The following is a 19,549-nucleotide window of genomic DNA, read 5'->3' as shown; positions in this document are numbered from 1 at the left end:
TGACGATAAGGACACAAAAATGCCAGAAGGTCCGGAGATCCGCCGCGCGGCGGATAGCCTGGAGGCGGCGATAAAGGGCAAACCCCTGACGGATGTCTGGTTTGCTTTTCCTCAGCTAAAACCGTATGAATCACAGCTGGTGGGGCAGACGGTGACACGCATTGAAACGCGCGGCAAAGCGTTGCTGACGCACTTTTCCCATAACCTGACGTTATATAGCCATAACCAGCTTTACGGCGTCTGGCGCGTAGTCGATGCGGACGAGCAGCCGCAAACCACCCGCGTGCTGCGTGTCCGGCTGCAAACGGCGGAGAAAGCGATCCTGCTGTACAGCGCGTCGGATATCGAAATGTTAACGCCAGAGCAACTGCTGACGCACCCGTTTCTACAGCGAGTGGGGCCGGACGTGCTGGATATGCGCCTGACGGCAAGTGATGTGAAGGCCCGACTGCTATCGCCCACATTCCGCAACCGGCAGTTTTCCGGCCTGTTTCTTGACCAGGCGTTTCTGGCCGGGCTTGGTAACTACCTGCGGGTGGAAATCCTCTGGGAAGTCGGGCTGGCGCCGCAGCATAAAGCCTCTCAGTTGAGCGATGAACAGCTGGAGGCGCTGTCCCACGCGCTGCTGGACATCCCGCGGCTGTCGTACAACACGCGCGGCATCGTAGATGAAAACAAGCACCACGGGGCGCTGTTCCGGTTCAAGGTGTTTCATCGGGCGGGGAAAAAATGCGAGCGGTGCGGCGGGGTGATTGAGAAGGCTACGATCTCTTCCAGACCGTTTTACTGGTGTCCAGGGTGCCAGATGTAAAAAAGCCGGGTGGCGGCTACGCCTTACCCGGCCTACGTTTCGCATTTATTTGTAGGCCCGGTAAGCGTTAGCGCCACCGGGCTTGTCTTTTAGCGCTTCAGGTCAGACTTAAAATCACGCTGCTCGTAGCCGGTATACAGCTGACGAGGACGAGCGATCTTCATGCCTTCGCTGTGCATTTCGTTCCAGTGTGCAATCCAGCCTACGGTACGCGCCATGGCGAAGATCACGGTGAACATGGAGGACGGAATGCCCATCGCTTTCAGAATAATGCCAGAGTAGAAATCGACGTTCGGGTAGAGTTTCTTCTCGATGAAGTACGGGTCGTTCAGCGCAATGTGTTCCAGCTCCATCGCCACTTCCAGCAGGTCATCTTTGGTACCCAGCTCTTTCAGCACTTCGTGGCAGGTCTCACGCATGACGGTCGCACGCGGGTCGTAGTTTTTGTAAACACGGTGACCGAAGCCCATCAGACGGAAGGAGTCATTCTTGTCTTTCGCGCGGCGCACGAATTCAGGAATGTGCTCAACGGTGCTGATCTCTTCCAGCATCTTCAGTGCCGCTTCGTTCGCGCCGCCGTGCGCCGGTCCCCACAGGGAGGCGATGCCCGCAGCGATACAGGCGAACGGGTTCGCGCCTGAAGAGCCTGCGGTACGGACGGTCGAGGTAGAAGCGTTCTGCTCGTGGTCAGCGTGCAGGATCAGAATACGGTCCATTGCGCGTTCCAGCACCGGGTTCACTTCGTATTCTTCGCACGGCGTGGAGAACATCATGCGCAGGAAGTTACCGGCGTAGGAGAGGTCGTTGCGCGGATACACAAACGGCTGGCCGATGGAGTATTTGTAGCACATCGCCGCCATGGTCGGCATTTTAGACAGCAGGCGGAACGCCGCGATATCACGGTGACGCGGGTTATTCACGTCCAGAGAATCGTGGTAGAACGCCGCCAGCGCACCGGTAATCCCGCACATCACCGCCATCGGGTGAGAGTCACGACGGAACGCATGGAACAGACGGGTGATCTGCTCATGGATCATGGTGTGACGGGTCACGGTGGTTTTGAATTCATCGTACTGCGCCTGCGTCGGTTTTTCGCCGTTCAGCAGGATGTAGCACACTTCCAGATAGTTGGATTCGGTGGCTAACTGATCGATGGGGAAGCCGCGATGGAGCAGGATACCTTCGTCACCGTCAATGTAGGTGATTTTGGATTCGCAAGATGCGGTAGAAGTAAATCCAGGGTCAAAGGTGAAAACTCCTTTGGAACCCAGCGTACGGATATCAATAACATCCTGACCGAGCGTGCCTTTTAGCACATCCAGTTCAATAGCATCACCACCGTTGAGGGTGAGTTTTGCCTTTGTATCAGCCATTTACGGTCTCCTTAGCGCCTTATGCTTAAGACTGCGCTTTACCGGATTTGCTTTCAGCTGTTAATCACCGTTACCAGATTGTTATTTGGCTTACCGCTCAGCTCACGAGGAGTAACCAGGGTACAGAGCTATGGCGCCTTGCAGGTAAACGAATGAAATATCAGTGAAACAACAGCAAATCAGCGTTTTTGCAGTCCGAATTATTCAAACCTGTATATCACTAATAACTGTCCTGATAACTTCGGTCAATACCATCACACTGTTACATAACTATTTGTCAGGTGAAAGAGAGACCTCATAACTTTTGCGCATTATATGCCTTTTCTGATGACGTTTGTAACAATATTGTTTAACATTTGTCAAATCAGATGATTAAAAATTAAAAAGATGTTGTTATCGTGACCCTGATCACTGTTCCAGAGAAAACCCGACAAACTGTATGTAGGTTAATTGTAATGATTTTGTGAACGGCCTATACTGCCGCCAGGTCTCCGGAACACCCTGCAATCCCGAGCCACCCAGCGTTGTAACGTGTCGTTTTAGCATCTGGAAGCATTGTTTTGCATGACGCGCAGTTATAGAAAAGGAACGCTGCTTGACCCGCATCGCAGTCCGGAGGAAGGAAACAATAAGAACAGCATGTGGGCGTTATTCATGATAAGAAATGTGAAAAAACAAAGACCTGTCAATCTGGATCTCAAAACGATCCGGTTCCCTGTAACAGCAATAGCGTCCATTCTGCACCGTGTTTCAGGTGTAATTACGTTTGTGGCGGTCGGTATTCTGCTGTGGTTACTGGGCACCAGCCTCTCTTCCCCTGAAGGATTCCTCCAGGCCTCAGCCATCATGAACAGCTTCTTCGTGAAATTCATCATGTGGGGCATTCTCACCGCGCTGGCCTATCACGTTGTTGGCGGCGTTCGCCATATGCTGATGGACTTTGGCTATCTGGAAGAGACTTTCGAAGCCGGGAAACGCTCCGCTAACATTTCATTTGTGATTACTGTCGTGCTTTCACTTCTCGCAGGAGTTCTCGTATGGTAAGCAACGCCTCCGCATTAGGACGCAACGGCGTACATGACTTCATTCTTGTCCGTGCTACCGCTATCGTTCTCACCCTTTACATCATCTACATGATCGGTTTCTTCGCGACCAGCGGCACGCTGACGTGGGAAATCTGGAGTGGGTTCTTCGGATCCGCCTTCACCAAAGTGTTCACCCTGCTGGCGCTGTTCTCCATTCTTATTCATGCCTGGATTGGCATGTGGCAGGTGTTGACCGATTACGTTAAACCGCTGGCGATTCGCCTCCCTCTGCAGCTGGCCATTGTCGTTGCACTGGTGGTTTACGTTATTTATGGATTCGTTGTGGTGTGGGGTGTGTAATGAAACTGCCAGTCAGAGAATTTGATGCTGTTGTAATTGGTGCCGGTGGCGCAGGTATGCGTGCCGCACTGCAAATTTCCCAGAGCGGCCAGACCTGTGCGCTGCTCTCTAAAGTGTTCCCGACCCGTTCCCACACTGTGTCTGCGCAGGGCGGTATCACCGTAGCGCTGGGTAACTCCCACGAAGATAACTGGGAATGGCACATGTACGATACGGTAAAAGGTTCCGACTACATCGGTGACCAGGACGCCATCGAATATATGTGTAAAACCGGCCCGGAAGCGATTCTGGAGCTGGATCATATGGGTCTGCCGTTCTCCCGTCTGGAAAATGGCACCATCTATCAGCGTCCGTTTGGCGGCCAGTCGAAAAACTTCGGCGGCGAGCAGGCGGCACGTACCGCGGCAGCGGCTGACCGTACCGGTCACGCGCTGCTGCATACCCTGTACCAGCAGAACCTGAAAAACCACACCACCATCTTCTCCGAGTGGTATGCGCTGGATCTGGTGAAAAACGCCGATGGCGCAATCGTCGGCTGTACCGCGCTGTGCATCGAAACCGGTGAAGTGGTTTACTTCAAAGCGCGCGCAACCGTGCTGGCGACCGGCGGCGCTGGCCGTATTTACCAGTCCACCACCAACGCCCACATCAACACCGGTGACGGTGTCGGTATGGCTATCCGCGCGGGCGTGCCGGTGCAGGATATGGAAATGTGGCAGTTCCACCCAACCGGTATTGCCGGTGCGGGCGTTCTGGTGACGGAAGGCTGCCGTGGTGAAGGTGGCTACCTGCTGAACAAACACGGCGAGCGCTTCATGGAGCGTTATGCGCCGAATGCGAAAGACCTGGCGGGCCGTGACGTGGTGGCGCGTTCCATCATGATCGAAATCCGTGAAGGTCGCGGCTGTGACGGCCCATGGGGTCCACACGCCAAGCTGAAGCTCGACCATCTGGGTAAAGAGGTGCTGGAATCCCGTCTGCCGGGCATTCTGGAGCTGTCCCGCACCTTCGCCCACGTCGACCCGGTGAAAGAGCCGATTCCGGTTATCCCAACTTGTCACTACATGATGGGCGGTATTCCGACCAAAGTAACCGGTCAGGCGCTGACCGTGAACGAGCAGGGCGAAGACGTGGTCATCCCGGGCCTGTTCGCGGTAGGCGAAATTGCCTGCGTATCCGTACACGGCGCAAATCGTCTGGGCGGCAACTCCCTGCTGGACCTGGTGGTATTTGGTCGTGCGGTGGGCCTGCATCTGCAGGAATCCATTGCCGAGCAGGGCGCGCTGCGTGACGCGACCGACGACGAAATTGATGCCTCTCTTGAGCGCCTCAACCGCTGGAACGGTAACCGTAACGGCGAAGATCCGGTGGAAATCCGTAAAGCGCTGCAGGAGTGCATGCAGCACAACTTCTCGGTATTCCGCGAAGGCGACGCGATGGCCAAAGGTCTTGAGCAGCTGAAAGCGATCCGCGAGCGTCTGAAAAATGCCCGTCTGGACGACACCTCCAGCGAGTTCAACACCCAGCGCGTTGAGTGCCTGGAGCTGGATAACCTGATGGAAACCGCGTTCGCAACCGCGATGTCGGCAAACTTCCGTACCGAAAGCCGCGGCGCGCATAGCCGCTTCGACTTCCCGGATCGTGATGACGAAAACTGGCTGTGCCATTCCCTGTATCTGCCAGAGTCGGAATCCATGACGCGTCGTAGCGTCAATATGGAACCGAAACTGCGTCCGGCGTTCCCGCCGAAGATTCGTACTTACTAATGCGGAGACAGGATAATGAAACTCGAATTCTCAGTTTATCGTTATAACCCGGATGTAGACGACGCTCCGCGCATGCAGGATTACACCCTGGAAGCGGAAGAAGGTCGCGACATGATGCTGCTGGATGCCTTAATCCAGCTGAAAGAAAAAGATCCGACACTGTCGTTCCGCCGCTCCTGCCGTGAAGGGGTGTGTGGCTCTGACGGTGTGAACATGAACGGCAAAAATGGCCTGGCCTGCATCACGCCAATTTCAGCGCTGCAGCGTCCTGGTCAGAAAATTGTTATCCGTCCTCTGCCAGGCCTGCCGGTCGTGCGTGATTTGGTGGTAGACATGGGGCAATTCTATGCACAATATGAGAAGATTAAGCCTTACTTATTGAATAATGGGCAAAATCCACCCGCTCGCGAGCACTTACAGGCTCCTGAGCAGCGTGAAAAACTCGATGGGTTGTACGAGTGTATTCTCTGTGCATGTTGTTCAACGTCCTGCCCGTCGTTCTGGTGGAATCCGGACAAGTTTATCGGCCCGGCCGGTCTGCTGGCTGCCTATCGCTTCCTGATCGATAGCCGCGACACCGAAACCGATAGCCGTCTGGAAGGACTGAGTGACGCTTTCAGCGTATTCCGCTGCCATAGCATCATGAACTGCGTCAGTGTGTGTCCGAAGGGGCTGAACCCGACGCGCGCCATCGGCCATATTAAGTCGATGCTGCTGCAGCGCAGTGCGTAAGTAGTGAGAGGGGATCCGCTGTTCCCCTCACCTAACCCTCTCCCTAAGGGAGAGGGAACAGATTGCAGAAACCTTTAAAAACTGCCAGTTAAGTAAATAATCGAGACGTTCAGCGCGAGACAAGGCGCGGTTGAACGAATTCCCAGGAGCATAGTGATATGTGACTGGGGTGAGTGAAAGCCGCAACGCAGTCGCAGCCGGAACGACGAAGATTATTTAGACAGTTTCTAAAGGTTCCTTCGCGGGCCAATAAGAGCTCGCAGGTGAACCCCGGCACGTACACGTGGTGTGCGTGGTAGTTTCTACGGCGAAAGTAAGCATAAAAATGCTTAAGGGATCACGATGCAGAACGGCGCAATGAAAGCCTGGCTGGACTCTTCTTACCTCTCTGGTGCGAACCAGAGCTGGATAGAACAGCTCTATGAAGACTTCTTAACCGATCCTGACTCAGTGGACGCAAACTGGCGTTCCATGTTCCAGCAGTTGCCTGGTACAGGGGTCAAACCGGATCAATTCCATTCCAAAACACGTGATTATTTCCGTCGTCTGGCGAAGGATGCCTCACGTTACTCTTCTGCGATTTCCGACCCTGACACCAATGCGAAGCAGGTTAAAGTCCTGCAGCTCATCAACGCTTATCGCTTCCGTGGTCACCAGCATGCGAATCTCGATCCGCTGGGACTGTGGCAGCAGGAACGTGTGGCCGATCTCGATCCGGCATATCACGATCTGACCGAGGCCGATTTCCAGGAAAGCTTTAACGTAGGTTCCTTTGCCATCGGCAAAGACACGATGAAGCTGGGCGATCTGATTGACGCGCTCAAGCAAACCTACTGCGGCTCCATCGGCGCGGAATACATGCACATTACCTCTACCGAAGAGAAACGCTGGATCCAGCAGCGCATCGAATCCGTAGCGGGCCACGCGACCTTCTCGGCTGACGAGAAAAAACGCTTCCTGAACGAACTGACCGCAGCGGAAGGGCTTGAGCGCTATCTGGGCGCGAAATTCCCTGGCGCAAAACGCTTCTCGCTGGAAGGCGGTGACGCACTGGTGCCGATGCTGAAAGAGCTGATTCGTCACGCAGGCAAGAGCGGTACCCGTGAAGTGGTACTGGGCATGGCGCACCGTGGTCGTCTGAACGTGCTGGTCAACGTGCTGGGTAAAAAACCGCAGGACCTGTTCGACGAATTCGCGGGCAAACATAAAGAACATCTCGGCACCGGCGACGTGAAGTACCACATGGGCTTCTCGTCGGATATCGAAACCGAAGGCGGTCTGGTTCACCTGGCGCTGGCGTTTAACCCGTCACACCTGGAAATCGTCAGCCCGGTGGTTATCGGCTCCGTGCGTGCGCGTCTGGATCGTCTGGACGAGCCAAGCAGCAACAAAGTGCTGCCAATCACCATCCACGGTGATGCGGCGGTGACAGGGCAGGGCGTGGTTCAGGAAACCCTGAACATGTCGAAAGCGCGTGGTTATGAAGTGGGCGGTACCGTTCGCATCGTAATTAACAACCAGGTGGGCTTCACCACCTCTAACCCGCTGGATGCGCGTTCTACTCCATACTGCACCGACATCGGTAAGATGGTACAGGCGCCGATCTTCCACGTTAACGCGGACGACCCGGAAGCCGTTGCGTTCGTTACCCGTCTGGCGCTGGACTTCCGTAACACCTTTAAACGCGATGTGTTCATTGACCTCTTCTGCTACCGCCGTCACGGCCACAACGAAGCGGATGAGCCAAGTGCAACCCAGCCGCTGATGTACCAGAAAATCAAAAAACACCCGACGCCGCGCAAAATCTATGCTGACAAGCTGGAAAGCGACAAAGTGGCGACGCTGGAAGATGCGACCGAAATGGTCAACCTCTACCGCGACGCGCTGGACGCAGGTGAATGCGTAGTGAAAGAGCTGCGCCCGATGAATATGCACTCCTTTACCTGGTCGCCGTACCTCAACCACGAGTGGGATGAGAGCTACCCGAACAAGGTCGAGATGAAGCGCCTGCAGGAGCTGGCTAAACGCATCAGCACCGTGCCGGACGCTATCGAGATGCAGTCTCGCGTGGCGAAAATCTACGCTGACCGTCAGTCCATGGCGGCAGGCGAGAAGCTGTTCGACTGGGGCGGCGCGGAAACGCTGGCTTACGCAACGCTGGTTGACGAAGGTATTCCTGTTCGTCTGTCCGGTGAAGATGCGGGCCGTGGCACCTTCTTCCACCGTCACGCGGTGGTTCACAACCAGTCTAACGGTTCAACCTACACCCCGCTGCAGCACGTACATAACGGTCAGGGCCAGTTCAAGGTCTGGGACTCCGTGCTGTCTGAAGAAGCGGTTCTGGCCTTCGAATACGGTTACGCTACGGCAGAACCGCGCACCCTGACCATCTGGGAAGCGCAGTTCGGTGACTTCGCCAACGGTGCGCAGGTGGTTATCGACCAGTTCATCTCCTCCGGCGAGCAGAAGTGGGGCCGCATGTGTGGCCTGGTGATGCTGCTGCCGCACGGTTATGAAGGCCAGGGTCCGGAGCACTCCTCCGCGCGTCTGGAACGTTATCTGCAGCTCTGCGCCGAGCAGAACATGCAGGTTTGCGTACCGTCCACCCCGGCTCAGGTGTACCACATGCTGCGTCGTCAGGCGCTGCGCGGTATGCGCCGTCCACTGGTGGTGATGTCGCCGAAATCCCTGCTGCGTCATCCGCTGGCGGTCTCCAGCCTGGAAGAGCTGGCGAACGGCACCTTCCTGCCAGCCATCGGTGAAATTGACGAGCTGGATCCGCAGGCCGTGAAGCGTGTGGTGATGTGTTCTGGTAAGGTTTATTACGACCTGCTGGAACAGCGCCGCAAGAACGATCAGAAAGATGTCGCCATCGTGCGTATCGAACAGCTTTATCCGTTCCCGCATCAGGCGATGCAGGAAGTGCTGAAACAGTACGCTCACGTACATGATTTTGTCTGGTGCCAGGAAGAGCCGCTCAACCAGGGCGCATGGTACTGCAGCCAGCATCATTTCCGTGAAGTGATTCCATTTGGGTCAGCCCTGCGCTATGCAGGTCGCCCGGCCTCCGCCTCTCCGGCGGTAGGGTATATGTCCGTTCACCAGAAGCAGCAACAAGATCTGGTCAATGACGCGCTGAACGTCGATTAATTAAAGGATACAAAATGAGTAGCGTAGATATTCTTGTTCCCGACCTGCCTGAATCTGTAGCAGATGCGACCGTCGCTACCTGGCACAAAAAACCAGGCGATGCCGTTAAGCGCGATGAAGTGCTGGTAGAAATCGAAACTGACAAAGTGGTACTGGAAGTACCGGCTTCGGCGGATGGCGTTCTGGACGCGGTGCTGGAAGATGAAGGTACCACCGTCACCTCTCGTCAGATCCTGGGTCGCCTGCGTGAAGGCAACAGCGCGGGTAAAGAGTCCAGCGCCAAGTCTGAAGAGAAAGCCTCTACGCCGGCTCAGCGCCAGCAGGCTTCTTTGGAAGAACAGTCTAACGACGCCCTCAGCCCGGCGATCCGTCGCCTGCTGGCTGAACACAGCCTTGACCCGGCAGCCATCAAAGGCACCGGTGTGGGCGGTCGTCTGACCCGTGAAGACATCGACAAACACCTGGCGAAAGCGCCTGCTCAGGCAGAAGCGAAAGCGCCTGCGGCGGCACCGGCAGCACAGCCTGCCCTGGGTGCCCGCAGCGAAAAACGCGTGCCAATGACTCGCCTGCGTAAGCGCGTGGCCGAGCGTCTGCTGGAAGCGAAAAACTCCACCGCGATGCTGACCACCTTCAACGAAGTGAATATGAAGCCAATCATGGATCTGCGCAAGCAGTACGGTGACGCGTTTGAAAAACGTCACGGTATCCGTCTGGGCTTTATGTCCTTCTACGTGAAGGCGGTGGTTGAAGCGCTGAAACGCTACCCGGAAGTGAACGCGTCCATCGACGGCGATGACGTGGTTTACCACAACTATTTCGACGTCAGCATGGCGGTTTCTACCCCACGCGGCCTGGTCACCCCGGTTCTGCGTGATGTGGACACCCTGGGTATGGCTGATATCGAGAAAAAAATCAAAGAGCTGGCCGTGAAAGGCCGCGACGGCAAGCTGACCGTAGACGACCTGACCGGCGGTAACTTCACCATTACCAACGGCGGCGTATTCGGTTCGCTGATGTCTACCCCGATCATTAACCCGCCGCAGAGCGCGATCCTGGGTATGCATGCCATTAAAGATCGCCCGATGGCGGTAGACGGTAAAGTGGAGATCCTGCCGATGATGTACCTGGCGCTCTCTTACGATCACCGCCTGATCGACGGCCGCGAGTCCGTAGGCTTCCTGGTTGCTATTAAAGAGCTGCTGGAAGATCCAACGCGCCTGCTGCTGGACGTCTAGTGACTATTTAGCATCACCTGCCCTGTAGGCCGGATACGCCTTGCACCGGTCTACAGGTTTGAAGATAACGATTACCCTGAAGGATGGATAGAACACATGAACTTACATGAATATCAGGCCAAACAGCTGTTTGCCCGGTATGGCTTACCGGCTCCGGTGGGTTATGCCTGTACTACCCCGCGTGAAGCAGAAGAAGCCGCATCTAAAATCGGTTCCGGCCCGTGGGTAGTTAAGTGTCAGGTTCACGCTGGTGGCCGTGGTAAAGCGGGCGGTGTGAAGGTTGTTAAGAGCAAAGAAGAAATTCGTGCGTTTGCTGAACATTGGCTCGGCAAGCGTCTGGTGACCTACCAGACAGATGCGAACGGCCAGCCGGTTAACCAGATCCTGGTAGAAGCGGCGACCGACATCGCGAAAGAACTGTATCTGGGCGCGGTTGTTGACCGTAGCTCACGTCGCGTGGTGTTCATGGCGTCTACCGAAGGCGGCGTGGAAATCGAAAAAGTGGCGGAAGAAACCCCGCACCTGATCCACAAAGTGGCTATCGATCCGCTGGCGGGCCCAATGCCTTACCAGGGTCGCGAGCTGGCGTTCAAACTGGGCCTGGAAGGTAAACTGGTTCAGCAGTTCACCAAGATCTTCATGGGTCTGGCGACTATCTTCCTGGAGCGCGATCTGGCGCTGATCGAGATCAACCCGCTGGTGATCACCACTCAGGGCGATCTGATCTGCCTCGACGGCAAGCTGGGTGCTGACGGCAACGCGCTGTTCCGCCAGCCGGATCTGCGCGAAATGCGCGACCAGTCTCAGGAAGATCCGCGTGAAGCACAGGCTGCACAGTGGGAGCTGAACTACGTCGCGCTGGATGGCAACATCGGCTGCATGGTTAACGGTGCGGGCCTGGCAATGGGTACCATGGACATCGTTAAGCTGCACGGCGGTGAGCCAGCAAACTTCCTCGACGTGGGCGGTGGCGCCACCAAAGAGCGCGTAACCGAAGCGTTCAAAATCATCCTCTCTGACGACAACGTTAAAGCGGTACTGGTTAACATCTTCGGCGGCATCGTCCGTTGCGACCTGATTGCTGACGGCATCATCGGTGCGGTAGAAGAAGTGGGCGTTAACGTTCCGGTGGTTGTGCGTCTGGAAGGTAACAACGCTGAACTCGGCGCGAAAAAACTGGCTGACAGCGGCCTGAATATTATTGCAGCGAAAAGTCTGACGGATGCAGCTCAGCAGGTTGTTGCCGCAGTGGAGGGGAAATAATGTCAGTTTTAATTAATAAAGATACCAAGGTTATCTGCCAGGGCTTCACCGGTAGCCAGGGGACTTTCCACTCCGAACAGGCGATTGCCTACGGCACGCAGATGGTTGGCGGCGTAACGCCAGGTAAAGGCGGCACCACGCACCTCGGCCTGCCGGTGTTCAACACCGTGCGTGAAGCGGTAGAAGCGACGGGCGCAACCGCAACCGTTATCTACGTTCCGGCACCGTTCTGCAAAGACTCCATTCTGGAAGCGATCGACGCAGGCATCAAACTGATCATCACCATCACTGAAGGTATCCCGACGCTGGATATGCTGACCGTGAAGGTGAAGCTGGATGAAGCAGGCGTGCGCATGATCGGCCCGAACTGCCCTGGCGTTATCACCCCGGGCGAATGCAAAATCGGCATCATGCCGGGCCACATTCACAAGCCGGGTAAAGTGGGCATCGTGTCCCGTTCCGGTACGCTGACCTATGAAGCGGTTAAGCAGACCACCGACTACGGCTTCGGCCAGTCTACCTGTGTGGGTATCGGCGGTGACCCGATCCCGGGCTCTAACTTCATCGACATCCTGAAGCTGTTCCAGGAAGATCCACAGACCGAAGCGATCGTGATGATCGGTGAGATCGGTGGTAGCGCGGAAGAAGAAGCGGCTGCTTACATCAAAGAACATGTAACCAAGCCTGTTGTCGGCTACATCGCGGGTGTGACCGCGCCGAAAGGCAAGCGTATGGGTCACGCAGGTGCGATTATCGCCGGTGGTAAGGGTACAGCTGATGAGAAATTCGCAGCGCTGGAAGCCGCAGGCGTGAAAACCGTTCGCAGCCTGGCGGATATCGGCGAAGCACTGAAATCCATCATTAAGTAAGTCCTCTCTGCTCCCCGAACGGGGAGCGTTGAAGTATAAAAAATGTCCGTTTCGACATGGTTGGCCGCTGTAAAGCGGCCTTTTTTTTACATTATGATACTGACACCTGCGAACAGGATGAACTCCGGTAAATAGTCCCCTTTATGCGCCACGGTCCATTGCGGCTCTACAAAAGCGCTCATCACTTTATCGCCCATCGCCCAGGCGCGTCCGCCGCCAAAGCCGAGTGGGATGTAATAATCGTCACTTTTCATATTCCAGGTCCAGATGCCGGAGGTGCGTAAATACCAGCCTTTTGGCAACTTATAGACCACGATGGGCTGAAACGTACCCGTTTCTACGTCATCGCGTTCGCCATCCCCCGCAAAACTTTTTTGCCACTGCACCAGCGTGCCCGCCATCCATCTGGGGCTGGATTTGATGGCGATAGCGGATAGTCCTGCCTGCCATTTGCCGCTTCCCAGTTCGTCTTCCGAGGCGGAAGAGGCCGTAATTAGCGGGCCGACGCCGATTTTAACGCCGTCCTGTTTAAGCAGAAAAATATCGAACAGATTGATATCACCTAACCCGGTGCTGTAGCCGCTGCCGGGCTGGGGACGGGTAGACATCGGGGCGGTCATGCGCAGAATCTGCGGCACGGGCACCCAGTCGTTAGCGGCAATCGGCACGGTTGCGCGCAGCAGGGTGTCGTTGGTGTGCTGATCGCTACCGTAAAGCTCCGGGGTGTAATAGTCCTGAAGCGCGATGGAAGTGGAAAGATGTAACGGATTGGTGGCTTTTTCTACTGCATCCGTCTCCTCCGCCAGGCTCAGCGCTGGCAACGCGCCCAGTAGCGCGATAAACAATGTCATACAGCGCATTGGCATCGTCTCCTTACCAGAAATACTGGAGCCTGAAGGTCCACGTTGTGATGTCCGGTGAGGCATCCCGGTGCTTGGCTGTATCGGTGTAAGCGACCATGCCGCCAAAGTGCGGGCTCAGCATAAAGCCGACGGATCCACCCAGCAGCGCGTTTTCCTGCTCATCGTCCTGTAACTGACCATCGACGCGGGTTTCACCTCCTTTTGCCCAGCTTCCGTCTAACGACAGCCACAGCGCGGGGGAAAGGGTGTAGCTCCAGTGGCCTTCCAGTGTATAGAGCGAGCGCTGCTCAAGGCGGCTGTTTTGCTGATAGTCTTTATTGTCGGTGTAAAAACTTACCCAGCTGTTTAGCTCCAGCCAGGTTGGGCCAAGGGGCAAGCCAAACGCCAGTTCGGGCTTAAATGACCAGCGGTTCGCGCCGATATTGATCGTATTGCTGCTGTCATAGTCGCCGGTCGGTAACGTTAGCCACATGGCGGTGCTGAGGAACATTTCAGGCTGCCAGCGGCGAAACTCCTCTTCGCTTAGCGCGGGGGCTCCAAACAGGTTATGGGCAAAAACAACCTGCGTATCGCCGAGATTTTCATGGCTTAACGATCCGGTGAAATAACGGGCGTTATCGAGTGAGGCCGTCACGCTGGCGTAAGGCTGAATGATTTGTATCGCCGATATTCGCCCGTCGATATCAAAAGAGCGGGCATAGCGCAGCAGATAGAGATCGGCATCGACGCTCGCGCCGTCCACGGGCAGGGCGCTGTCAATGGATGTGTTGGTATGAATATTACTGTAGTAACCGAAAATCAGGTTTTTATCTTTTGGCATGTTTTGCCAGTCGCGGGCATTATCGGCGCGCACGTAGACCGGCAATAAGACGAGCAGCATTCCAACTATCAAAACAATAATGGCGACCAAAAGGTTACGCTCAGAGCTTCGCATAAAGCCCTCCTGTTATTTTAGGCGCACGGCTCCCGCCCGCAAAAGCCGGGAGCCGTCAGAGTTTAAGGGGTGACGATATTGAACATCTGCGGGAAGACATCCAGTAGCCCGAGTAATTCGTCCAGTTTCTGCGGGTTACCCTTCAGAGATACCGTGCCGTCACTCAGGATTTTATCCACGGGGGCGCTATGGCTTATCAGCCTCGCCACGTCGACCACATTGGCTTTGAGGCTAAATGCCGCATCGGTGAATGGCACTCCTTTGCGATAGATAATCACGCTGTTATTGAGCTCCACGCCATAGGTGTCACCCTCTGGCAGCGTCCAGTTGAAACGAAGGGTTTTGCCGTTCGCTTTAGGACCGTTTAACGTCACGCCCATATAATCAAGCAGGATGTCAGGTTCGATACTGGCGGTTAAATCGCTATCCAGCGTACTGGCGACCGGCAGGACAGGGACGCCATCACGAAGCTCCTTCGCACCGCTGAGATATTCGTTGCGCCAGATGGCGTTTTCGCTTTGATAGCCCAGTTGCGTAAAGATTTCCGCCTGCAGATCTTTCGCCTGCTTGTTATCGGGATTGGCGAAAATAAGATGATTAAGCAGCTGCGCCGCCCAGCGATAATTCCCGCTGTCAGCCGCCTGTTTTGCCTCCTGATAAATCTTCTTCGCGCCCCCCATCAGGCGAACATATCTCGGGGCGGCCTCTTTCTCTGGTAGCGGGTGCAGATTGGCGGGGTTGCTGTCATACCAGCCCATGTAATACATATACATCGCTTTGGCGTTATGGCTGAGCGAGCCGTAGTAGCCCCGATTGGACCAGCGCTTGCCGATGCTGTCCGGCAGGGTAAGTTTTTCAGCCACTTCATCCATGTTGTAGCCTTTGTTGATGAGGTTCAGCGACTGGTCGTTGATGTATTTGTACATGTCGCGCTGAGAGGCGATGTAATCTTTGACGCGCGCATTATCCCAGACCGGCCACAGATGCTGGCTGAGCGCGATCTCTGCCTTGTCGCCATATTTCACCAGCGCTTTATCCAGCGACTTCCACCAGTTCACGGCGCTGCGCGCTTTCGCACCGCGCAGGGTATACAGATTATGCATCGTGGCGTTAAAGAGTTCGGAGCCGTCAAACACTTTGAACTGCGGGAACCACATCATCATTTCCGAGGGTGCTTCTGCGCCCGGCGCGAGGATAAAATCCAACTCAACCCCATCAATATTTACGCGCTGCTCTGGCTGGCTAATGATATTGGTGGGGGCGATGAGCGTGTTTTTGCTGGTGGCAATAGTTTTACCGATCCCATCGTCCACGTGACCCACAGCGCTCGGTTTGACCATCATCGCGTACATATAAAGCGCGCGGCGACTCATCGCGTTACCGGCCAGGAAGTTTTCGCTGGCGGCTTCTTCCATAAATCCTTCCGGCGCATATATTTTGACTTTCCCACTCTTAACATCTGTTTCGGACACTACGCCTTTGACGCCGCCGAAATGGTCGAGATGGCTATGGGAATAAATCACCGCGACAACCGGTTTTTTGGGGCGATGCTGATAATAGAGTTCCAGCCCGGCACGTGCTGACTCGGGAATAACCAGGGGGTCGATGACAATTAATCCGCTATCCCCTTCTATAATGGTCATGTTTGAAATGTCGATGCCGCGTATTTGATATACGCGATCGGTAACTTTAAAGAGGCCGTTAATATTATTCAGCTGTGCATGGCGCCAGAGGGAAGGGTTAACGGTATCGGGCGCTTCCCCTTTTAAAAATGACCAGTTCTCAAGGTTAACAACGGTTTTTCCATTGTCGTTTTTTATGACCAAAGGATTTATGGTGGCGATAAATCCCCGTTTTGCATCTTCGATATCGCGCGTGTCGTTGAAGTTGAGCTTCTGATACATCGCCGCGTTATATTCACGGGTGTAGGCAGAGGCGGAGGGGGCGACGCCGGTTGCGCAGGCCTGCGCAGATGCCGCCATGGTGAGTATGAGGAAAGCAATTTTCTTGAGTTTCATAACCTGAATCCCTTTGTGTAAAAGACCACGCCGAGAATGAGGCATAACGAAACCGGAAAAGAGAAATTATATCCGCGAGTAGTATGAACTGTGCGGAAAGAAAACGAAAGTTTGGCAATTCATATCTTGAGTGAATGAATGACGCAGAGCCAGCGTTGATAAGGGGTAAAAGCGCAGAGTTTGTTAAAATGAAAATAATAAGCGTGAGCGAGCTCACTTTATATTATTTATGTCGTAAATAGTAAACTTGTCAGGCCTTACAAAAAGGTACAGACAGAAATATTTCAATCCATCAATTATTATGCCCGGCTGTAATACATGGCGTAAAATTAGCGATGGCGACGCGCAATTAACGTGAAGCGGTAATCATCGCTTTTAAAACGATTGCGGCTGTATTCAAAAACTCTGCCGTCTTTGAGAAAGCCGCGCGAAATTTTTTCCAGGATCGGTTTGGTGGGATCAATACCCAGCGCGGCGATCGTTTCCTCATCCGGCATGACCGGGACGATCTCCTGCTCGCTGCGATCGATAACCATTTTTTTGATCTGCTCGATGTAATGGTATTTGGAGTTTTCCATCACTTCCCAGGTCAGGTCAGGAAAGAGCGCGAGCGGCATCCATGTCTCTTCCAGCGTCACCGGTTTTTGCTTAATAAAGCGTACGCGTTTGACGTGCCACACTTTCTCACCCGTGGTCAGCAGCAGCGTCTGCGCCAGCGATTCGTCTGCTCTGACAACCTCAAAAATCTGCACGTCGCTGTGGGTTTCAACGTTCCGGTCCGCGAGTTTTTCGTAAAAGCTGGTGAGCTGATAAATATCGTAATTGACCCGCTCCTCTTTCACATACGATCCGCTGCCCTGAATGCTCTCAATGATGTTCTGTTCGGTGAGCAACTTAAGCGCCTGACGTACCGTGACGCGGCTGACTGCGTAGGCTTCCTGCAGGGCAGACTCTGTGGGTAACGCATCGCCAGCTTTAAGTTCGCCGCGCTGAACTTGCTCGCGCAACGCGTCTGCAATCTGTCGATACATCGGTTTACTGGTCATGTTATTCCGTTTTTGTATTGTTTTCTTAATACTATTCTCGCTAATTATGCACTGTCATTGAACTTTGTAAACAATACAAATCAAATACAAATATTGCACCATAAGTGAAAGTGATCACATAAATGTATGGTTTGTTCTGGCACACTCGGCGCATACATTTTTTCTTATGGTGAGAATGATGATTAACCTGACGGCGTTAACGCATCCTGATGCGCTGTGCCTCAACGCACATTTCAGTAGCCGTGACGAAGCTATTCACGCGCTGGCCGAGCGGCTGGTCTCGCTTGGCAAAATTACCGACTCGCAGACTTTCATTGATGAAGTCTTTGCTCGCGAAAGCCTGGGGCCAACGGCGCTGGGCGAGGGGCTGGCCGTGCCGCACGGTAAAAGCTCCGCGGTGAAAGAAGCGGCCTTTGCGGTGGCAACATTGTGCGAGCCGCTGCTGTGGGAAGGCGTGGAGGGTCCGGAGCCGGTGGACCTGATTTTTTTGCTGGCAATCCCTCCTGCGGAAGCAGGCAGTACGCATATGCAGCTGTTGACGGCGTTGACCACCCGACTGGCGGATGATGATTTACGGGCACGCGTGCAGGCAGCGTCCACCCCTCAGGCGCTGCTTGAGGCACTGGATACGAAAGAGGATGCACAAGTAAGTGCGTTCTCGCAGGATGCCCCGACCATCGTCTGCGTGACCGCCTGTCCGGCCGGGATCGCTCATACCTATATGGCTGCGGAGTATCTGGAAAAAGCGGGACGAAAACTGGGCGTCAACGTGGTGGTCGAAAAGCAGGGGGCGAACGGCATTGAGGGGCGCATCACCGCGCAGCAGCTGCAGGAGGCTAAAGCGTGCATTTTTGCCGCCGAAGTGGCGATCAAAGAGAGCGAGCGTTTCCAGGGGATCCCCGCCATCTCCGTGCCCGTCGCGGAGCCCCTGCGCCATGCTGAAGCGCTTATTGAGCGCGCGCTGGCGCTCCAGCCCTCAACCGATGCGCGTCCTGCGCATGTCGATACTGAAACGAAAAAGAGCATTAAAACCGAGCTCAAGCAGGCGCTCCTCAGCGGTATCTCCTTTGCGGTGCCGCTGATCGTCGCTGGCGGGACGGTGCTGGCCGTGTCGGTACTGCTGGCGCAAATCCTTGGCCTGCAGCACCTGTTCGACCAGGAAAATTCGTGGCTTTGGATGTACCGCAAGCTTGGCGGCGGCATGCTCGGTATTCTGATGGTGACTGTCCTGGCTGCCTATACCGCTTACTCGCTGGCAGATAAACCCGCGCTGACGCCGGGCTTTGCGGCCGGACTTGCTGCCAATATGATCGGCTCCGGTTTTCTGGGCGCTATCGCCGGCGGGCTGATCGCGGGCTACCTGATGCGCTGGGTGAAAAGTCATATCCGCCTGAGTAGCCGCTTCAACGGCTTTTTAACCTTTTACCTCTATCCGGTAATCGGCGTGCTGGGCGCGGGCAGCCTGATGCTGTTTGTGATCGGCGAGCCGGTGGCCTGGCTTAATAATACGCTCACCGCCTGGCTTAACGGTCTGTCCGGCGCGAATGCGCTGCTTCTGGGGGCGATCCTCGGGTTTATGTGCTCATTCGACCTCGGCGGGCCGGTTAACAAAGCCTCTTACGCGTTCTGCCTGGGGGCGATGGCGAACGGCGTTTATGGTCCCTATGCGATCTTTGCCTCCGTCAAAATGGTATCAGCCTTTACCGTGACGGCCTCAACGATGCTGGCGCCGAAGCTGTTTAAACCCTTTGAAATCGAAACCGGTAAATCAACGTGGCTGCTCGGCCTCGCGGGTATTACCGAAGGGGCGATCCCGATGGCGATTGAAGATCCGCTTCGCGTCATTGGTTCATTTGTGCTCGGCTCCATGGTAACAGGCGCGATTGTTGGCGCGATGGGGATCGGGTTGTCGACGCCGGGGGCCGGTATTTTCTCTCTCTTTTTACTTCACGATGCCGGGTTGAGCGGTGTGGTTGCGGCGGCGGGCTGGTTTGGCGCGGCGCTGGTGGGGACCGCTATCTCTACCTTTGTTCTGCTGCTCTGGCGACGTCAGGCGGTAAAAAAGGGCAAGTACGTCACTGAAGACGCCATACCGTAAAAACTC

General features: G+C 55.1%; 15 protein-coding genes. 10 read left to right on the top strand and 5 right to left on the bottom strand.

The window, feature by feature from the left end; translation table 11 throughout:
• The first annotated feature begins 19 nt into the window (after window positions 1-19).
• Window positions 20-811 carry an endonuclease VIII gene (gene nei, locus D5066_RS03600; RefSeq protein WP_119915083.1) on the top strand — a complete coding sequence of 264 codons (792 nt, stop codon included), beginning with the start codon at window positions 20-22 and terminating at the stop codon, window positions 809-811.
• 89 nt (window positions 812-900) lie between these two features.
• On the opposite strand, the gene D5066_RS03595 is transcribed toward nei, so the two are convergent.
• Entirely contained in the window at window positions 901-2,184 is a 1,284-nt protein-coding gene (locus tag D5066_RS03595) for a citrate synthase (protein ID WP_013097545.1), read from the bottom strand.
• 639 nt (window positions 2,185-2,823) lie between these two features.
• Here D5066_RS03595 and sdhC point away from each other — a divergent pair.
• The 8 genes from sdhC (at window position 2,824) to sucD (ending at window position 12,584) form a co-directional block, all read left to right on the top strand.
• A complete protein-coding gene (gene sdhC, locus D5066_RS03590; protein WP_165853329.1) occupies window positions 2,824-3,228 on the top strand; it encodes a succinate dehydrogenase cytochrome b556 subunit in 405 nt (134 codons plus the stop codon).
• Window positions 3,222-3,569 carry a succinate dehydrogenase membrane anchor subunit gene (sdhD, locus tag D5066_RS03585; RefSeq protein WP_008501088.1) on the top strand — a complete coding sequence of 116 codons (348 nt, stop codon included), beginning with the start codon at window positions 3,222-3,224 and terminating at the stop codon, window positions 3,567-3,569. Before sdhC ends, sdhD begins: the two co-directional genes overlap by 7 nt.
• Window positions 3,569-5,335 carry a succinate dehydrogenase flavoprotein subunit gene (gene sdhA, locus D5066_RS03580; protein ID WP_023310789.1) on the top strand — a complete coding sequence of 589 codons (1,767 nt, stop codon included), beginning with the start codon at window positions 3,569-3,571 and terminating at the stop codon, window positions 5,333-5,335. The genes sdhD and sdhA overlap by 1 nt, the downstream gene beginning before the upstream one ends.
• A gap of 15 nt (window positions 5,336-5,350) precedes the next feature.
• Window positions 5,351-6,067: a succinate dehydrogenase iron-sulfur subunit SdhB gene (gene sdhB / locus D5066_RS03575; protein ID WP_119915082.1), complete on the top strand. Its 717-nt coding sequence runs from the start codon at window positions 5,351-5,353 to the stop codon at window positions 6,065-6,067.
• Window positions 6,068-6,409: 342 nt separating this feature from the next.
• Window positions 6,410-9,217 (top strand): 2-oxoglutarate dehydrogenase E1 component, encoded by a 2,808-nt coding sequence (gene sucA / locus D5066_RS03570; RefSeq protein WP_061098851.1) that lies wholly within the window; start codon window positions 6,410-6,412, stop codon window positions 9,215-9,217.
• A gap of 14 nt (window positions 9,218-9,231) precedes the next feature.
• Window positions 9,232-10,452, top strand: a complete 1,221-nt coding sequence (gene odhB, locus D5066_RS03565; protein WP_080327873.1) for a 2-oxoglutarate dehydrogenase complex dihydrolipoyllysine-residue succinyltransferase — start codon at window positions 9,232-9,234, stop codon at window positions 10,450-10,452.
• A gap of 96 nt (window positions 10,453-10,548) precedes the next feature.
• Window positions 10,549-11,715, top strand: coding sequence for an ADP-forming succinate--CoA ligase subunit beta (gene sucC / locus D5066_RS03560; RefSeq protein ID WP_006809579.1), 1,167 nt, complete (start codon window positions 10,549-10,551; stop codon window positions 11,713-11,715).
• On the top strand, window positions 11,715-12,584 hold the full coding sequence (sucD, locus tag D5066_RS03555; protein ID WP_008501094.1) for a succinate--CoA ligase subunit alpha: 870 nt from the start codon (window positions 11,715-11,717) through the stop codon (window positions 12,582-12,584). The genes sucC and sucD overlap by 1 nt, the downstream gene beginning before the upstream one ends.
• Window positions 12,585-12,670: 86 nt before the next feature.
• Here the strand turns inward: sucD and D5066_RS03550 are convergent, their stop codons facing one another.
• From D5066_RS03550 to D5066_RS03535, 4 genes are all read right to left on the bottom strand, one after another.
• Window positions 12,671-13,444, bottom strand: a complete 774-nt coding sequence (locus tag D5066_RS03550; RefSeq protein ID WP_119915081.1) for a hypothetical protein — start codon at window positions 13,442-13,444, stop codon at window positions 12,671-12,673.
• Window positions 13,445-13,457: 13 nt separating this feature from the next.
• Window positions 13,458-14,381 (bottom strand): transporter, encoded by a 924-nt coding sequence (locus D5066_RS03545; RefSeq protein ID WP_119915080.1) that lies wholly within the window; start codon window positions 14,379-14,381, stop codon window positions 13,458-13,460.
• 62 nt (window positions 14,382-14,443) lie between these two features.
• Entirely contained in the window at window positions 14,444-16,399 is a 1,956-nt protein-coding gene (locus D5066_RS03540) for an alkyl/aryl-sulfatase (RefSeq protein ID WP_244288124.1), read from the bottom strand.
• Between the two features lie 329 nt (window positions 16,400-16,728).
• Window positions 16,729-17,445, bottom strand: a complete 717-nt coding sequence (locus tag D5066_RS03535) for a GntR family transcriptional regulator (protein ID WP_119915078.1) — start codon at window positions 17,443-17,445, stop codon at window positions 16,729-16,731.
• 181 nt (window positions 17,446-17,626) lie between these two features.
• On the opposite strand from D5066_RS03535, the gene mngA reads away from it, so the two are divergent.
• Window positions 17,627-19,543, top strand: a complete 1,917-nt coding sequence (gene mngA / locus D5066_RS03530) for a PTS 2-O-a-mannosyl-D-glycerate transporter subunit IIABC (protein WP_119915313.1) — start codon at window positions 17,627-17,629, stop codon at window positions 19,541-19,543.
• Window positions 19,544-19,549 lie beyond the last annotated feature (6 nt).

This window comes from Enterobacter chuandaensis (assembly GCF_003594915.1).
Taxonomy (GTDB): Bacteria; Pseudomonadota; Gammaproteobacteria; order Enterobacterales; family Enterobacteriaceae; genus Enterobacter; species Enterobacter chuandaensis.
The sequence above is the reverse complement of the archived record's forward strand: the minus strand, read 5'-3'. Positions and strand labels throughout refer to the sequence as shown.

What these genes read in the sequence shown, in the direction of transcription:
- nei (WP_119915083.1), top strand. Translation starts at nt 20, where the DNA reads ATGCCAGAAGGTCCGGAGATCCGCCGCGCGGCGGATAGCCTGGAGGCG.
- D5066_RS03595 (WP_013097545.1), bottom strand. Translation starts at nt 2,184, where the DNA reads ATGGCTGATACAAAGGCAAAACTCACCCTCAACGGTGGTGATGCTATT.
- sdhC (WP_165853329.1), top strand. Translation starts at nt 2,824, where the DNA reads ATGTGGGCGTTATTCATGATAAGAAATGTGAAAAAACAAAGACCTGTC.
- sdhD (WP_008501088.1), top strand. Translation starts at nt 3,222, where the DNA reads ATGGTAAGCAACGCCTCCGCATTAGGACGCAACGGCGTACATGACTTC.
- sdhA (WP_023310789.1), top strand. Translation starts at nt 3,569, where the DNA reads ATGAAACTGCCAGTCAGAGAATTTGATGCTGTTGTAATTGGTGCCGGT.
- sdhB (WP_119915082.1), top strand. Translation starts at nt 5,351, where the DNA reads ATGAAACTCGAATTCTCAGTTTATCGTTATAACCCGGATGTAGACGAC.
- sucA (WP_061098851.1), top strand. Translation starts at nt 6,410, where the DNA reads ATGCAGAACGGCGCAATGAAAGCCTGGCTGGACTCTTCTTACCTCTCT.
- odhB (WP_080327873.1), top strand. Translation starts at nt 9,232, where the DNA reads ATGAGTAGCGTAGATATTCTTGTTCCCGACCTGCCTGAATCTGTAGCA.
- sucC (WP_006809579.1), top strand. Translation starts at nt 10,549, where the DNA reads ATGAACTTACATGAATATCAGGCCAAACAGCTGTTTGCCCGGTATGGC.
- sucD (WP_008501094.1), top strand. Translation starts at nt 11,715, where the DNA reads ATGTCAGTTTTAATTAATAAAGATACCAAGGTTATCTGCCAGGGCTTC.
- D5066_RS03550 (WP_119915081.1), bottom strand. Translation starts at nt 13,444, where the DNA reads ATGCGCTGTATGACATTGTTTATCGCGCTACTGGGCGCGTTGCCAGCG.
- D5066_RS03545 (WP_119915080.1), bottom strand. Translation starts at nt 14,381, where the DNA reads ATGCGAAGCTCTGAGCGTAACCTTTTGGTCGCCATTATTGTTTTGATA.
- D5066_RS03540 (WP_244288124.1), bottom strand. Translation starts at nt 16,399, where the DNA reads ATGAAACTCAAGAAAATTGCTTTCCTCATACTCACCATGGCGGCATCT.
- D5066_RS03535 (WP_119915078.1), bottom strand. Translation starts at nt 17,445, where the DNA reads ATGACCAGTAAACCGATGTATCGACAGATTGCAGACGCGTTGCGCGAG.